Annotated in this window: 16 protein-coding genes and 1 pseudogene; 7 read left to right on the top strand and 10 right to left on the bottom strand. The window is 35.8% G+C overall.

The genetic code is table 11. The annotated features are described in order from the left end of the window. Positions 1–26: 26 nt before the first annotated feature. On the top strand, positions 27–521 hold the full coding sequence (locus WJM97_RS11835) for an NUDIX hydrolase (RefSeq protein ID WP_353929007.1): 495 nt from the start codon (positions 27–29) through the stop codon (positions 519–521). Here WJM97_RS11835 and pabB read toward each other — a convergent pair whose 3' ends face one another. The 3 genes from pabB to rpiA all read right to left on the bottom strand — a co-directional run bounded on the left by pabB (position 522) and on the right by rpiA (position 4,589). Further along, a complete protein-coding gene (gene pabB / locus WJM97_RS11830; protein ID WP_353929006.1) occupies positions 522–2,594 on the bottom strand; it encodes an aminodeoxychorismate synthase component I in 2,073 nt (690 codons plus the stop codon). 11 nt (positions 2,595–2,605) lie between these two features. Beyond that, positions 2,606–3,787 carry an aldo/keto reductase gene (locus WJM97_RS11825; RefSeq protein ID WP_353929005.1) on the bottom strand — a complete coding sequence of 394 codons (1,182 nt, stop codon included), beginning with the start codon at positions 3,785–3,787 and terminating at the stop codon, positions 2,606–2,608. Between the two features lie 91 nt (positions 3,788–3,878). Then, positions 3,879–4,589 (bottom strand): ribose-5-phosphate isomerase RpiA, encoded by a 711-nt coding sequence (rpiA, locus tag WJM97_RS11820; protein ID WP_353933157.1) that lies wholly within the window; start codon positions 4,587–4,589, stop codon positions 3,879–3,881. A gap of 240 nt (positions 4,590–4,829) precedes the next feature. Here rpiA and WJM97_RS11815 point away from each other — a divergent pair, with 240 nt between their 5' ends. Together WJM97_RS11815 and WJM97_RS11810 are read left to right on the top strand one after the other, a co-directional pair. Then, positions 4,830–6,320: a hypothetical protein gene (locus tag WJM97_RS11815; RefSeq protein ID WP_353929004.1), complete on the top strand. Its 1,491-nt coding sequence runs from the start codon at positions 4,830–4,832 to the stop codon at positions 6,318–6,320. A gap of 109 nt (positions 6,321–6,429) precedes the next feature. Further along, positions 6,430–7,116: an S-layer homology domain-containing protein gene (locus WJM97_RS11810; RefSeq protein ID WP_353929003.1), complete on the top strand. Its 687-nt coding sequence runs from the start codon at positions 6,430–6,432 to the stop codon at positions 7,114–7,116. A gap of 78 nt (positions 7,117–7,194) precedes the next feature. On the opposite strand, the gene pyrR is transcribed toward WJM97_RS11810, so the two are convergent. From pyrR to WJM97_RS11795, 3 genes are all read right to left on the bottom strand, one after another. Then, positions 7,195–7,731 (bottom strand): bifunctional pyr operon transcriptional regulator/uracil phosphoribosyltransferase PyrR, encoded by a 537-nt coding sequence (pyrR, locus tag WJM97_RS11805; protein ID WP_353929002.1) that lies wholly within the window; start codon positions 7,729–7,731, stop codon positions 7,195–7,197. Between the two features lie 46 nt (positions 7,732–7,777). Further along, positions 7,778–8,740 carry an adenosylcobinamide-phosphate synthase CbiB gene (cbiB, locus tag WJM97_RS11800; protein ID WP_353929001.1) on the bottom strand — a complete coding sequence of 321 codons (963 nt, stop codon included), beginning with the start codon at positions 8,738–8,740 and terminating at the stop codon, positions 7,778–7,780. A 269-nt stretch (positions 8,741–9,009) separates the two neighbouring features. Further along, positions 9,010–9,453 carry an Rrf2 family transcriptional regulator gene (locus tag WJM97_RS11795; RefSeq protein WP_353929000.1) on the bottom strand — a complete coding sequence of 148 codons (444 nt, stop codon included), beginning with the start codon at positions 9,451–9,453 and terminating at the stop codon, positions 9,010–9,012. Positions 9,454–9,809: 356 nt separating this feature from the next. Here WJM97_RS11795 and WJM97_RS11790 point away from each other — a divergent pair, with 356 nt between their 5' ends. Beyond that, the gene (locus tag WJM97_RS11790; RefSeq protein ID WP_353928999.1) at positions 9,810–10,223 is read left to right on the top strand and encodes an AbrB family transcriptional regulator; all 414 of its coding nucleotides are present in this window, start codon (positions 9,810–9,812) and stop codon (positions 10,221–10,223) included. A gap of 260 nt (positions 10,224–10,483) precedes the next feature. Here WJM97_RS11790 and WJM97_RS11785 read toward each other — a convergent pair whose 3' ends face one another. Beyond that, entirely contained in the window at positions 10,484–12,388 is a 1,905-nt protein-coding gene (locus tag WJM97_RS11785) for a chloride channel protein (RefSeq protein WP_353928998.1), read from the bottom strand. A 437-nt stretch (positions 12,389–12,825) separates the two neighbouring features. Here WJM97_RS11785 and WJM97_RS11780 point away from each other — a divergent pair, with 437 nt between their 5' ends. The 3 genes from WJM97_RS11780 (at position 12,826) to WJM97_RS11770 (ending at position 14,463) form a co-directional block, all read left to right on the top strand. Beyond that, positions 12,826–13,194: a hypothetical protein gene (locus WJM97_RS11780; protein ID WP_353928997.1), complete on the top strand. Its 369-nt coding sequence runs from the start codon at positions 12,826–12,828 to the stop codon at positions 13,192–13,194. Positions 13,195–13,330: 136 nt separating this feature from the next. Next, a complete protein-coding gene (locus tag WJM97_RS11775) occupies positions 13,331–13,867 on the top strand; it encodes a phycobiliprotein lyase (RefSeq protein WP_353928996.1) in 537 nt (178 codons plus the stop codon). Between the two features lie 308 nt (positions 13,868–14,175). Further along, positions 14,176–14,463: an RNA-binding protein gene (locus WJM97_RS11770; protein ID WP_353928995.1), complete on the top strand. Its 288-nt coding sequence runs from the start codon at positions 14,176–14,178 to the stop codon at positions 14,461–14,463. Positions 14,464–14,556: 93 nt separating this feature from the next. On the opposite strand, the pseudogene WJM97_RS11765 reads toward WJM97_RS11770, so the two are convergent. From WJM97_RS11765 to WJM97_RS11755, 3 genes and pseudogenes are all read right to left on the bottom strand, one after another. Further along, positions 14,557–14,706 (bottom strand): annotated as a pseudogene (locus tag WJM97_RS11765) (Uma2 family endonuclease); the annotation flags it as partial. Between the two features lie 9 nt (positions 14,707–14,715). Next, complete coding sequence (locus WJM97_RS11760) at positions 14,716–15,477, bottom strand: Uma2 family endonuclease (protein ID WP_353928994.1); 762 nt, start codon at positions 15,475–15,477, stop codon at positions 14,716–14,718. Positions 15,478–15,507: 30 nt separating this feature from the next. After that, the gene (locus WJM97_RS11755) at positions 15,508–15,633 is read right to left on the bottom strand and encodes a hypothetical protein (protein ID WP_353928993.1); all 126 of its coding nucleotides are present in this window, start codon (positions 15,631–15,633) and stop codon (positions 15,508–15,510) included. Between the last annotated feature and the right edge of the window lie 294 nt (positions 15,634–15,927).

The following is a 15,927-nucleotide window of genomic DNA, read 5'->3' as shown; positions in this document are numbered from 1 at the left end:
AACAACACAAAACCAAGATTTGGAACTTGAATATTATTACTTTTTTTACTCCCTTGATTAAATATCCACGCAGTTTATGGCACCTTGGACAAACAGTATTGGGTATTATTTTTCGCCATCCTATTACTGGTACAAGTGTGATTCCGGTTTTACCTGATGGACGCATTGTTTTAGTCCGACGCAGTGATGATGGTTGTTGGTCTTTACCCGGTGGGATGGTGGACTGGGGAGAAGATATTCCTAGTGCAGTCCGGCGAGAATTAATGGAAGAAACTGGTTTAGAACTATTAAAAATTCGTCGTTTGGTGGGAGTTTATTCTGCACCAGATCGAGACCCTAGAATTCATTCTATTTGTGTTGTAGTGGAAGCGGAAGTAGAAGGGGAAATGACAGTAGGAGATGATTTGGAAGTGTTAGAAATTCAGGCCTTTGAACCTAGTTCTTTACCAAAACCAAAAATGTCTCATGATCATGCTAGACAATTACAGGATTATTTACAAGGTTTAACAACTTTGGCATAATTAGTCATTATTCACATTAATTACTAAAGCATCAACTAAAGCTTTTGCTTTCAACAACATTTCCGATAACTCATCTTCAGGATTTGATAACGCGACAATTCCCCCACCCACACCGATATAAGTCTGTCCAGGTGTTAAAATAGCAGTACGAATAACAATGTTTAAATCTGCTGCACTATTACAACTTAAAAAACCAATTGCACCTGAATAAATACCTCTAGCTTTTGGTTCTAATTTATCTATAATTTCCATGGTTCTAATTTTTGGCGCACCTGTCATTGAACCACCAGGAAATGCCATTTTTATACATTCAGTCACTGTCATTTCTGGACGTAATAAACCCCTGATTGTAGTTACTAATTGATGTACTGTACTATAGGTTTCTACATCCATTAATTTGGGAACATGAACACTACCAATTTGACAAACTCTCCCTAAATCATTACGTAATAAATCCACAATCATTAAATTTTCAGAACGGTCTTTTTCACTGTTGCGTAAACTGTCTTTTAAACTTTCGTCTTCTGAAGCTGTTTTTCCCCTTGCTAATGTTCCTTTTATGGGTTTTGTTTCTACCCAACCTTGGGAATCTATCCTTAAAAATCTTTCCGGTGAAGAACAAGCAATGGTAAAATTCTTAAACCTTAAAAAAGCTGAATAAGGTGCAGGGTTAATTTTTCTCAGTGTCCGATAAAATTCTAAGGGTTCGGGGGTTATATCTGTAGATAATTTATTGGTTAAACAAACTTGATAAGTTTCACCGTGGTAAATTTCTTTTAATGATGTTTGAATATCATCAAGATAATCTTGGGTTGACTGTTGTAAATGGAAGTTGACCTTTTTTTGATTTGCAGGTTTAATAATTGATTTTAGTGGTGATAAAGTTTGGAGTTTTGACTCTATTTCTAAAAACCACGCTTCTGCTATTTCTGTTGCTTCTATTTTAGTTAAACATACTAAATAAGTAACTTTTTCCTGATGGTCAAAAGCGATGATTTTATCTGCTAAGATAAATGCAGCATCTGGTAAATCAGAATGATGGACTAAATTACCACCACATTCTGCTTTGAGTTCATAACCAAAATATCCTACAAACCCACAATTAAAATCAAAGGGTAATTCTTCATTTACAAAATATCTATGATTGATTTCTCTTTGTAAATAATCAAAGATACTTTCTTGCTGAGTTGTAGTTTTACCAGCTTGGGTAATTTGAATTTCTTGATTTTCGGTTTTATACTCAACTAATAAACTATTAACACTGCTATTATCTCCCATAAATGAAAAACGAGATAAACCCGGTTCATATCTACTACTGTCTAACCAAAAAGTATTTACACCTTCACCAAAAAGCTGTACAAATACCTGTTCAACATCAGGATATATATTTAATTTTTTACTAATAACTTGATATTTTTGTTGTTTGTGTTTTTGATGTCTCTTTGGTGAAAGTATTTTTTGATTATTCCTATGTTCCAAAATTTGATAATTATAAAAATCAGCAGTTATATTTCTAAAGTTTTTAAAAATATCTTTACCATATTCAGTACAAATTGACTCAGGATGAAATTGTACACCCCAAAAAGGTAAATTGCGATGACGTAAACCCATGATTACATTATCAGGAGTCCAAGCAGTTTTTTCTAAACATTCAGGTATGTCATTTGCAACAACTAAGGAATTATAACAAACAGCTAAAAATGGTGATGGTAAACCATGAAATAATTCACAATTATTGTGTTCAACTTTGCTAAATCTACCATGTTTTATTTCGGGTGCATGGATAATTTTTCCCCCATAAAAATAACCTAATCCTTGATGTCCTAAACACACACCTAAAACAGGAATTTGGATATTTTGTAATACTTGACCACAAATACCAAAATCTTGATCATTTTCTGGTCTACCTGGACCTGGGGAAATTACTATATTATCAAATTTAATCTTTGTTAATTCTTCCCAGTCAACTTCATCATTACGGATAACAATGGGATTTTCTCCATTTACCTCTGCAATTATTTGATATAGGTTAAAGGTGTAAGAATCATAATTATCAATGATTAGTGTTTTCACTGTTTTCCGATTTAACTTTGAGATAATCGCTTTACTTCTTTATCCTTTAATATTTCATTAGCTTTAGCTAACATTTGAGGAATTTTATCAGCTTGGGGACTGTTAACAAGACAGTTTTGTAAATTCACTTCATTCAATTTATCAGCTTTATTTCCAGGAAACCAATGATTACCATTACCTAATAAGTTATACCGCATTTTTCCATACTCTATCATATCATAGGCTAGGGTCAAATTTAACAACCATAAAACTACTTTGATGTTGATATTTCCTGGGGTTTCTTCCCAGTTTGGTAAGTTCATATCCCAGGTTTTAAACCATTCTTCCCCTAAAGTTTCTATGGCTGCATTTTCTAATTTTTGAATAATAGGGGGTAAGATTTCCTCAGTTTTATCTAATAATTCTAATGTCTTTAAATGTTCATCGAAATCACTGGGTTTTGCAGCACCAATACTTAAAGTATGTACTTGGGGATGACTTAAACAAAATAAATCATTAAACACCATCGGACTCAATGGTTGACATAGGTTGACTAATTTTTGGGAAGGTTGATATAACAAACCTCCTTTATTCGCAGGACTGATAATAAATACACCCATATCTAATTTATTGGCGGCTTCTATAGCTGACCAGTTCCATTGATTGATATAGTACCAATGTAGGTTTACATAATCAAATTGATTGCTATTAATTGCCTCAGTAATTATCTCTGTTGAACCGTGGGTGGAAAAACCAATAAATCTAACTTTTCCCTCTGCTTGTAATTCTTTGGCAACTTCTAAACAACCACCATCACGAATACTATGATTTAAAGTTTCATCATTATTAATTCCATGTAAACCTAATAAATCAACATAATCTAATTTCAGATAGGCTAAAGATTTTTCAAAGGTTTTTCTAAATTCCTTGGCATTTGCAACAGGAGAAACCTTAGTTTGCACTATTAACTTTTCTCGGTCAAACTGAGGTAAAATTCTACCTAATTGCATTTCCGAAGTTCCGTAACCACGTGCAGTTTCAATATGATTAATTCCTAACTCAACAGCACGACGAATAGTAGCTTCTAAATTATCTTGTTTGTCTTGGGGAATTTCCTCTGGTTTAACATCTTGCCATTTGAATTGATAACGCATTCCCCCACAGGAAAACACTGGCATTTGTAAATTTGTGCGTCCAAATCTTTTATATAACATAATGAAATTTTCGATAATGATTAATTACTTAATTTGTGTCTTGGACTGAGCTTTTTAATAGGTGGGAAATACCCACCTTATTTTATTTTACCTACATTTGGCGAACAGAAGGTTTACCATCAATAACTTCACCAATCAAAACCAAATCAACACAGTTGACAAAGATGCCATTTTCCAAAACACCGGGAAGATTGTTGAGTGTTTTTTCTAAATTTACAGGGTCGTCAATATGATCAAATGTGACATCCAAAACCATGTTACCTTGATCAGTGATTACAGGGCCAGCTTTTTTCACACCCATACGTAATTCTGGCTGACCACCGAGTTTTTTGATAGCATTAATGACGGGGGTGATAGCCATAGGAATTACTTCTACAGGAACTGCAAAACTAGAACCCAAACTGTCTACCAACTTACCACTATCAACTACAACAATAAATTGATTTGCTAGGTAATCTACCACTTTTTCGCGGGTGTGTGCAGCACCACCACCTTTAATTAAGTTTTTGTGGGGATCAACTTCATCTGCACCATCAATAGCAATGTCAATATGATCAATAGCGTCTAAAGTAGTAAGAGGAACGCCATATTGTTTTGCTAACACTTCCGACTGAAACGAAGTGGGAACACCAACAATATCTTTAAGTTCTCCAGACTTGAGGCGATCGCCCAAAAACTGTATTGTATAAGCTGTAGTTGAACCCGTACCTAAGCCAACAATAGAACCTGATTTTACCAAGGCAGCGGCAGCTTTACCAACTTCTTGCTTCATCAACTTGACGGGATCTGCTGATACGGACATTTCTAAAACTGCTCCATAAAATTTACATACAATGAACATAACCCAAATTACATACATTTTGTAGTTTAAGTTTATTTCTTTCTTTAACGGTGGATTTTCAAATATTCCAAGCTTTTTAGTCTTGAACAATATCAAATATATCCTTTAAGAAAAATTTTATACTTTTTGGTTGAAGTTTTTACTGAAAAATGTATATCATATAATAAATTTATTTGAGCATATTTAAAATAGGAGTTGTAAATGACCGAAGAAGCTAAAGCAGATTATCAACTTCTGATGACTATAAAAAAGTTAGATAATTTTCAAATAGATAATGTTCCCTGTAAAATTTTCCTGCCTAAAAAACTTATTGATCCTATTAACATTCATTTTTACATAACACAAGAACATCTTTCGCTGACACGTCATCTATTTGAGTTCTCAATTGAAGGAATATTGAGAAATACTGCCGGAGAAATAACAGGAAAAATAAACGCAAGTAAAGTTTATAGTAAAGGTATAAATATTCGTAACTTTGGTTCAGATTTTCAAGAAAATATTTTAATAGGAGATCCAATAGATTTTCAAATCACCAACTTTTTGAACAATGAATATAATGATGAAAATGCTAACGTAAATAGTAGCATTTATTTCTGGCTTACTCCAAATGTACTTTTATCACCTGTTCAAATTATTGAACGCAGTTATACTGGTGAAGTAAAAGTTGAAACTATACATAAATTTGAATTTTTACTAGCAAATTTTATTCCTGTTATTTTTACTAACCATCATCGCTATCTGGACAATAAGGAAAGCAATGATATAGTAACTTTTACTGAACTTGTAGCAGAATGTAAAGCAGACTTACAAAGCCAAAAATTAGAGGATATTCTTAATTATCTTGATGATTTTTTGGCAATAGTTTCTTTCATAACAAGGCAACGTTGCCTTTGTCTTGGCTGGCAATTAGTTTGTTCAAAATATTTCACGAAATTTTATAGAAGAAATTTAGCACTTCCCACAAATATCCAAGAAAATAGTATAGAGGAAACAATAGTTGATAAAAGTAAATTTAAAGGTTTTATAGAAACAGCTTATGAAAACTTCTTAGTAATTGAGCCAAAAATACTTATAAGACAAGCTATTTATTCTTATATCAGTGCTAATGAGCAAGCTACATTAGAAAGCTCTTTCACTAGATTATATTCTGTTCTAGAAACACTTGTTTTAAACTTTCGCCGACAAAATGAATTAGAATTTGTACTGTCTCAAGATGATTGGAAGGTATTTGAAAAGGAGATTAAAAAATGGATAAAAAAATACCCTGATTTAGAAGCAACGCCAGAAAAAAGACAATTAATTTATGAAAAGGTTGCTGAGTTAAATCGTGTTTCTTTTAGCACTGCCTTTAAGCAATTCTGTGATTCATTACAACTAGATTTAAAAGATATTTGGAATGTTACTGGTAAAACATCTCTTACAGAAATTAGAAACAAGCTCGTTCATGGAGACACATTCAATAAATCTCAACTGTATTCATTATCAGTTGCGCTTCAGCATCTAAACTGGATTGTAGAAAGAGCTATTCTGTCAGTATTTGGCTGGCCTATTTCAGAGTCTAGAGTTAGTAAAGAATTTCTCGCCAACAATATGAATTTATATCAAAATTGGGAATCTGAACGTCAATTACTTGCTAAGTATACAGAAAATATAATTTTACCTATCAATGACGCTCCTCAAAATGAAGTTTAAATATGAAACTTTTAACTAGCAAAAAGAGTCTTCATGAAAAAATGAATATTCTGTAATTTCCTAATACAGAACATAATCCAAACTTGTGTAAACAACCTGTAGGTTTAAAATGATAATAGCGATAAAATATTTACTAGGTACATTGACATTATTAACCTGTTTATCAAACAGCCCAGTTACTGCCCAAGAAATGAATACAGAACAGCCATCTGTTGAAAATATTAATAGTTCTGATTTAGATTATATCCAAAAAGTTGTAGAATCCAAATTAATGAATAATTTACCCGATGGTAAATTTTATCCAGAAAGATTAATTAGTCGGGCAGAATTAGCAACAATTTTAGTTAAAGCTTTTTATTTAGATCAACGCCAAGAAGCTAAACAAGAAAAAGCTGTAAATGTTCCCGATGTCCCTAAATATCATTGGGCTTATCAAGATATTCAAACAGTCTTAAAAACAGATATTATGAAAGGTTATAGGGGGAAAATGTTTTTCCCTAACCAAAAAGTAACAAGGGCTGAAGGTATCGCAATTTTTGCCCAAGCTTATGGAGTCTTTCAGTTTCCCGATGCCACAGTCAATGAGATTCTAGAATCATATCCTGATCAAAATTCTATACCCCAATGGGCAAGAAAGGCGATCGCCACAGTCATCGCCGAAGGATTCATCAACACAGACCCCAATGGCAACATTAACCCATTAAGTCCCATGAATCGTGGTGACATGGCGTACTTATTAAGTCAATATTTACAACGTCAGCAAAAACAACCACCAATGCCCGTAGTACCTAAATAGGATGTAGGATGCTAACAGTTTTAGCTTTGTTACTTATATATGAGTGCTGCTGAAAGCGAGAGAGTCAGTTACTAGCCCCTAATTACCAATTAACTCCACCCCATCTCGTTCATCTACATCTTGCAAATAAACTTTCACAATTTCCTCTTTAGCTGTAGGTAATTTCTTACCCACAAAATCAGGATGAATAGGTACTTCTCGATGACCTCTATCTACTAATACAGCTAAACGAATTACCTCTGGTCTGCCATACTCATTCACCGCATTTAAAGCCGCACGAATTGTCCTACCTTTAAAAATCACATCATCTACTAAAACAACAGTTTTACCAGTCAAATCAAAAGGGATCTCAGTTTTAGCAGGAGTTCTTAAACCAATCTTATCCAAATCATCACGGTAAAAAGTAATATCTAAAGCACCCACAGCCACATCAATGCCTTCTAAAATTTCTATTTGACGTGCTAACAAATTAGCTAATGGCACGCCTCTGGTATAAATCCCTAAAAGTACCAACTGTGATAAATCCCGTGTTTTTTCAATAATTTGGGAAGCAACACGGGTTAGAGTACGACGTATTTCTTCCGCTGAGAGAATTTCAACGACTTTAGTAGACATAATGTTTGATGACTGGAGAATAATTAATTCTGAATTCTGACTTGAGTTATGAATTATGAATCAATAATATGCCTAAGACTAACCATAATAGAAAAGAATATCGAGTTAATTGCAAAGCTTTATCAATCGAATCTGAGGTAATAGGATTAATCGCATCTCCTAGCAGCGGTTTATGTTTTGCTACTCCACCATAAAAATTTATTCCTCCCACCTGCACACCCAAAGTTGCAGCATAAGCGCATTCACTCCAACCAGAATTAGGACTAGGATCTTTTACCGCATCTCGGCAACAAATACGCCAAACATATAAAGGTTTTAATGATGAAATTGCCAAAGTTATCACAGTCAAGCGACAGGGAAACCAGGTTAAAAAGTCTTCTAACTTAGCACTAAACCAACCAATATCAGTATAAGGTGCTGACCGATAACCAACCATAGAATCCAAGGTACTACTGGCTTTATATGCTAAAGCGAAAGGAACTAATCCCACAAATGGGATGACACCACCAACAATTGCATAAAACAAAGGAGCTATTACCCCATCAGTAGCATTTTCTGTCACCGTTTCTAGAACCGCGCGCAAAATATCCGCTTCTGACAGATTTTCTGTATCCCTACCCACATAATTACTTAAAATCTGCCGTGCTGAGTCTAATTTTCCCATGGTTAAAGGTTGAATAACATCCACAGCAGCTTTGCGTAAACTATGAAGAGCAAAGCAACTAGCTAGAAGAATACTTTCTACCACAATTCCTAACAATGGATGTAACCATCTAGCAATTTGAACCATTAACCAGCCAGATAAACCACTGCCTACTATCAAAATAATAGCTAGTACAATTCCAGCAAAGCGCTGTACTTGAGGATTCTGAGCATATTTGAAAACAAAATTGCTGAAACCAGAAATTGTTAACCCCATCACTTGTACTGGATGCGGCCAACCCCAAGGATCACCAATTAGATAATCTAATAAAGCAGCAATAATTAGTATATAGATGTCATTAGTCATTAGTTATTAGTGATCAGTCATTAGGTCAGTATTGAGCTAACAGCGGTTAGCTTTGTGAAACCAATATCACAAATTACCATCCAATCATGTACAGTTTGATCAGATATTCTGACTAATAAATCATGAATTCTGAATTTTGATGATAAATTTGCACCTCATCTTCAGTTTTTCTACTTCTGGTTATTAGCTGACTGCTGACGACTGAATGCTTACTTCATTCATAAAACAGTCAACAAACTGTAACCTTTCACCTGTCATCTCAAAAATGACTAAACTACAAAACTTGCTTCTTCTCCTAAAGATGCTTGCCAACTTCTGGCATCATAATAAAGATCAGCTAAAGTAATACTGTACAAAGCTTCCTTCAATTTTTGGTTAAGTCTTTGCCAGAGGGTAAATGTCACCCAATCTTCTGCTTGTGTAGGTGGTTGACTATTCAGAGGTATATTAGTTAAATTTTCGCCCACAGCCTCTAAAATTTGCCCAATAGAAATTTGTTCTGGCTTTTTTGCTAATTGATAGCCGCCTACACTACCACGAATTGAGTTAACTAAACCAGCACGACGCATTTCCATCAGTAACTTCTCTAAATAAGGTGCGGGAATATCTTGGCGCTTGGCGATCGCTCTGACAGATGCAGGTACATATTTTGGTTGTAAACTCAAATCTAGCAATGCCTTTACACTATAGTGTCCTCTGGTTGTTAGTTTCATAGATCAGCGAATAGAAAGAGAGGGAATAAGGAATAGGCAATAGTAAAAATTTAATGACTAATGATTTGAGAATCATCCTTGGTCAGTCAACCAAATTTTGACGGGACTTTAAAAAACTTAAACAAAATACAGTTTACCAGTAATCCACAAACTATATATATATATATCAGCATGACCTGAATTTTTTTGAGAAAAAAACTTGACAAGATTGATAATTGTGCAACAATTTTTCCTATAAGTGTAATATACTTAGCTATGCTGAGATAAAAAATAAAGGAATTCTTTCCTGTTAGCTCAGTATCAGTTAAAATGAATTCGATTCAACCACTTCAAACATTTAATTTCGACCTAAGTTGATGGCTAAACAGAACAAAATTAAACCCCTTGTCGGTGATGAACTACTCAGTAAAGTTAAGGAGCTAGAGAACGAAAGTAAGGAAGATAAAGCTAAACAGTGCGGCTACTATACTACTACCAAAAATGGTGTAGAGCGCGTCAATATGATGAAATTCTTAAATGCCCTAATTGATGCTGAAGGCATTGAGTTGGACAGTTCACCTAGTGCCAACGGTCGTGGTGGACGTAGTGCCAGCTATAGAATTAGTGTCCAGTCGAATAATAACTTACTCATAGGTTCAGCTTATACAAAACAGATGAATCTTAAACCTGGAGATGAATTTGAAATCTCTTTAGGGAAAAAGCACATTCGACTACGCCAAGTAGATCCTGAAGACAAAGAAGATGGTGCTGAAGTAGAAGAAACAGCCTAACTACAGATTATTTGCCAGTGATCATTTATGGGGGTTTAGCAATGCTAAACCCGTAATATCAGTTGTTAAGTTTAATAACTGACCAATAGTTGCTCACAGATAGCCAATAACTTAGAAATTTAGGAGTGAAATTTAGGAGTTCAAGGCATCAAAAACCAGCAAAGTTATTGAGTGATGTCATGAAATAGAGCTAATATTTCCTTGAAAATATTTAACCATGACACTCAATCTCTGTTGTGTTCTTGGTTCTGAATCCTTGTCTAATGACCGATGACAATATCTGTCGTAGGCAAAGCAGGTAAATAATACTGTAAGGCCTCACGGGTAGCAGCTAAATTACAGGTCAACGCAATTTTATCTTTTTCTAGTAAACCTAAAATACAGTCAGGATTATCTCTAGCTACCACAGGTAACTGGTGTAAACCACGTAATGTCATCCGATCTAAAGCTTCAGATAAAGGTTCATCTTGCCAAGCATAGAGAAGATCAGTGGTACAGATATCAAAAACTGTTTGACTAGATAAATTAACCTTGATTTCAGCAGGGTAATTTTGATAATTTTCCCAAACAGAAAGAGTCCGGTTAATATCATCAAGAGACAGAATTCCGACTAGAAGATCATTGTCATCAACAATTAAAGCAGTGTGGATGCGATCGCGGATCATTTCCATTGCTGCTTCCAAAACCCCCAAATTCATCGGCATTTTTTGAGGATAGGAGTGCATTGCATCCGCCACATACATATGCTGTACAATTTCTACCTGTTCATCTTTTAAATCAGAAAGACCAATCTGTTGCAAATTAGAATTGGAATTAGCAGTTGGTTTAATTCGCTCCACTAACCATACAGTTAAACCCACCGCTGCCATCAAAGGTAAAACAATTCGATAATCACGGGTTAATTCAAACAACATGATAATAGCCGTTAAAGGCGCTCTCACACTCCCTGCTAAAACCGCAGCCATACCCACCATGGCATAGGCAGGAGGAGCAGCCATATATTCAGCAATTGCTGGCACTATCAAAGCCAAAAATTTAGCATAGGCAGATCCAAAAGAAGCACCTAAAAACATCGCTGGGGCAAACAAACCACCAACAAAACCATTAGCAGAACTAACGGCAGTCATCACGACTTTCAAGACCATGAGTATAATTAATAGATTTAAAGAAAACTCCTGATCTTGCAACATTCCTTGTACAGTTCCATAACCAATACCCAAAATTTGTGGGTATTGCAAAGCCACCAAACCAACCACAGCACCACCAACAACCGGTTGAACAGGTTTAGGAATCTTGCCCAAAAATTCAAAATTTTGCAACTTACCAGCAAAAAAATCTTTAGCTAACTGAATCGCCTGTTTATAAACTAGAGCAACTAAACTTGCACCCAAACCCAAGCCCACATAAAGAGGTAGTTCCCACAGACTACGGACTTGATAAGCAGGTAAAGCAAAAGCAGGTTGAGAACCCAAACCAATTTGGGCAATTAAAGCAGCGACAACCGCAGCAAGTAATACAACACTCACAGCAGAAGTGGCAAAGGAAGTAGCACCTAAAACTACCTCCAGAGCAAAAAACACCCCAGCAATGGGAGCATTAAACCCAGCCGCTAAACCAGCCGCAGCACCAGCACCCAAAAGTAACCGCTGTCTTTCTTGGGAAACTTGCAGTACATCCGACAACAAAACCCCAAAATTAGTACCAATTTCCACACTAGGACCCTCTGGACCCAAGGATGCACCACTACCTAAAGAAACAGCAGCTGCAATCATTTTAGTCACAGGTCTTAATTGTTGTTTAACTTCTCGACCTTGGGAAACAGCAATTAAAGATGAAAGCCCAGGCCCAAAATCGTGTGTGCGCCAACGCATTAAACCCACAACAATTCCCCCCAGAATGGGGACACAGGCTAAAGTCCAAGCACCCCAGACTCCTATCAGTCCCATGAAATTTTCTAACAACAGAACATGAATGAGGTGAATTAAATAGTGAAATGTGACTACACCCATGCCCGTACTACCACCGATTAAGATGGCTAAAAACAGCACTATGGTTTCCGGTGATGGTTGAAAACGATTGATCAGATAAGTTAGAGGAGTCGAAGGTATGGGAAGAGCAGGTCTTTCCGTCACCTTCTTCAGTTGAGTAGGAGGCAATAGAGTCATGGAGAGACGGGGTAAATGTAAGAGAAAATTTAATTTTTTATTGGGTAATTATTATTGTGAAACATGATTTAGTAACCAGGCAACTATACTGAATCAACTTGATTGATAAAGTTTTGGTAAAACTAAACAAGTAATGCAAATTATGGTGATCACAGAGGGTAACAATAAGAGAGAATTATTAATTAGGCCACGTTGTTAGTTATAACTATGAACCTATCTGGTGGAATAATAGAGTTATGGACACAAAAATCAATTCTTACTCTTCCTACTCTTAAATTTTGTAGCATGATTTGCCAGTTAGGTGGCAGAGAATAGGTAAATAGTAAACAGAGGTTAATGCCTACACAAACCTTCTCTACTAAAAGCTGCACCTTAGTGTAGTTAGTGAATATAGTTATATTGATAGAGCAATTAAATGGACTAAACGGATGTTATAGATGAATATACACACATTTGATAATAATTATGTTAGCTGTCCAATCTGCCAAAGAAATAGCAGAACAAAGCCTGTTAAGACCTACATCGGTTTATTTACTTGTCCGTATTGTCAGGAAAAACTCGTAGTTTCCCAAAGCGGTCACTACGTCAGAGATCCATTTACTTGGAAGACTATGATGATTTCTTCAGCACTACGTCGTCAAAGTAGACCTTTAGCCAGAATAGTTAGAGACTTAGTTCTTCTTAAACGTCCTCTATTTGCTTTAGGAATTGGTCTGGGTATTTTACTAACTACAATTGCTGCTACCCAAGAAAGTACAAGTTTGAATCAGGAACTGTTTCCTGGTCATGAACAAATGCAAAAATAATTTTGCGTATATATTAAGAATATTAAATAAATCTTGCTTTTGTATCCCAAATACAATATACGAATCTGCAAATCGTAGTACAACAGGGGTTACAGCTACAAAAAAGCAAGATATTAATTGTCAGGTGAGGTAACAAGTGACATCACTACTCAAAATTGCCCAAACCGCTGATGAACAGCAGATTTCTGAGTTTTTCCAAGCATCTGTAGGTCAATGGCGTTCTGAAAGACGTTATTATAGTTTGCCCCAAGGAGAAACAAAGGAAATGGTAAGTATGATCACTGTCCAGTTTTTGCCACAGGGGGATGATGAACTGCGACAACTAGCGCAGTTACATAATTTAACTGATTTAAATAGCTTAATCTGTGGGGCTAAAGTAAGTTGGCAAAGCATTGATTTGAACAAAACTCAGCAGGAATCAGCAGGTATCACTGTATTTGGAGCAGAAGGTAATACTTTATATCGTGATCGTGGCTTTGCAACTACTAAACCAGTGACTGCTCAATACTACTTCCCTAACTTGAATACGCTTTGTTTACGAACTGAGTATCATAATTCACTCTTTGAAGAAGAAATAAAACTCATCGGCGATAAATACCGCACCAGACAAACTATTATTTCTCGTGCTGGTGAGCAGCTAATGATTGGGCAATACCTAGAAAAGCGCATCTAGACAAAATGATTTGTTTTGGGTTGGTACTGTCAATCATGTTAGCAGGAATAAATGTAATAGGTATTAGTTAGCTGTTTGAGCTACCAACCTGAATGAAAACCCCGATGAATGACCAACTTTTTCAGGAATTTCTGAAAATTTTGTCAAGTCTCGCTCCAAAAAATTAATTTATGTGTCATTATTAAGGAGAGAATTAATTCGGCGATTAGCGTTTTGTTGTTAGTATTGACAGGCTTTTTACTTGTGGTATTTACAGACTGCTCTCCGAAATCTAAATCTCTACAAACTTGTGATTTTGGAGACATTTTATGTCAGTTTATGTAGGTAATCTTTCTTACGAAGTTACACCCGAAGATTTGACTCAGGTATTTGCAGAATATGGTTCTGTAAAACGGGTTCAAATTCCTACTGACCGGGAAACAGGCCGTGTACGCGGTTTTGCCTTTGTAGAAATGAGTTCGGAAGAAGAAGAGACTGCCGCTATTGAAGCACTAGATGGTGCTGAATGGATGGGACGTGGCTTAAAAGTGAATAAAGCGAAGCCAAAGGAAGATCGTGGTGGTGGTGGTGGTGGTGGTCGTCGTGGTCGCTACTAAGTTTTCCACAAATAATTAAACCATAAAAAATACAAGTAGCCTATTCCGAATCCGGGATGGGTTTCTTTTTTGGTTGTTATTTTAGCTTTTGATTTACAGTTGTAATTCAAATTCTGGTAAAACATTTTCTCCAGAAAGAATTGCAGGAAGTTGGACTATTTCTACAGGTTTTCCAATTCGGTAAATTTCTGTTTTTTTATCTTCGGGGTTAATTAACCAACCTAAACGTAAACCATTTTCTATGTCAGCCATTTAACCCTCTTCATCGTCACCAAAATCAGGTTCAACACCAAGAGCGCGTAATTGTGCTGCTAATCTTTCTGCACGTCTTCTTTCTCGCTCCCCTTGTTTTCTTTCCCGTTCTGCCGGTGTGAGAACCCAGTTATCCGAAGCATCATACCAGCGTAACCACTGCCGTTCAATGCCTTCATAGACACCTTGCCACAGTCCCAAACCTAATTCAATATCATTTAGCCATACACGCAGTTGATTGATTTCCAATTCAGCATAACTACTTCCCTGTAATTGAAATGCTCTTAACTGGTCAGTGTAACGATCAAAAACTATATAATAGGGTACTCTTAAAACTCGTTCGTAAACTTCCCACTTAGTTGGAGGTTGACTAGCATCTCGTAAGGTTCTCCCTAAATCTTCTTTTTCTGTTCCTGGTGAAGTAAATTCTACCACTACAAAAGGATTAACGCCTTCTTGCCAAACTACATAACTCAGCCGCAGTTCTTTTTGTGCATACAACCTGGGGACATCAACGACAGCAAACCAGTCAGGGCGTTTATACCATAATGGATGATGAACATCGTAGTAAAGATTTAGGTCTGTGGCGATAAATACCTGATTTTCTGGGAAGTTTGACGGACAAAAAGTTTCCCGTAATAACTGCGGTTGTAAAAGATGAAATTCGTCTGGCAAACCGGGTTCTTCTGGATCTTCGCTAGGTAAATCATACATTGTCGGTAGGAATTCCTGAGCAGAACGCGGTGGGTCTGTTTGATACATAACGGCTGTAAAAAAGAAATGTCAATTTCACTATAATGCTTGTTCTAATTCTTGATATTGCAATAAATCCAGTGCTAATTTTATTACTTGAGAACTAGATTTACACACTTTGGTAATTTTGTAGTTCTTAACACGCTGTACTAATGGTGCTGGCAAAAAAATTGATATTTTTTACATTTGATATGCTACACTAACAAATGAATACTCAGCAAAAAATCACGACCTGATGTTTACCAGGACGCTGATATAATTTTGCAATATATATTCACTTTAACTTATATTCACAAGGAGAAAATTGTGATACTGAAAATGTTGCTAGTTATACTAGCCTTGCTTGTTGTTGCCTTTATTTTTCAAAAGGCAGATTCCTTAACTACAACGGTTTTGGCTATCGTTGAAAAGTTCAAGTAGATAACTAACAAACAGCACGAAAATCAAGTTACTTGCACT

The organism is Okeanomitos corallinicola TIOX110 (genome assembly GCF_038050375.1).
Taxonomy (GTDB): domain Bacteria; phylum Cyanobacteriota; class Cyanobacteriia; order Cyanobacteriales; family Nostocaceae; genus Okeanomitos; species Okeanomitos corallinicola.
Note: the sequence above shows the minus strand (reverse complement) of the source record. Positions and strands in the feature narration are given on the sequence as shown.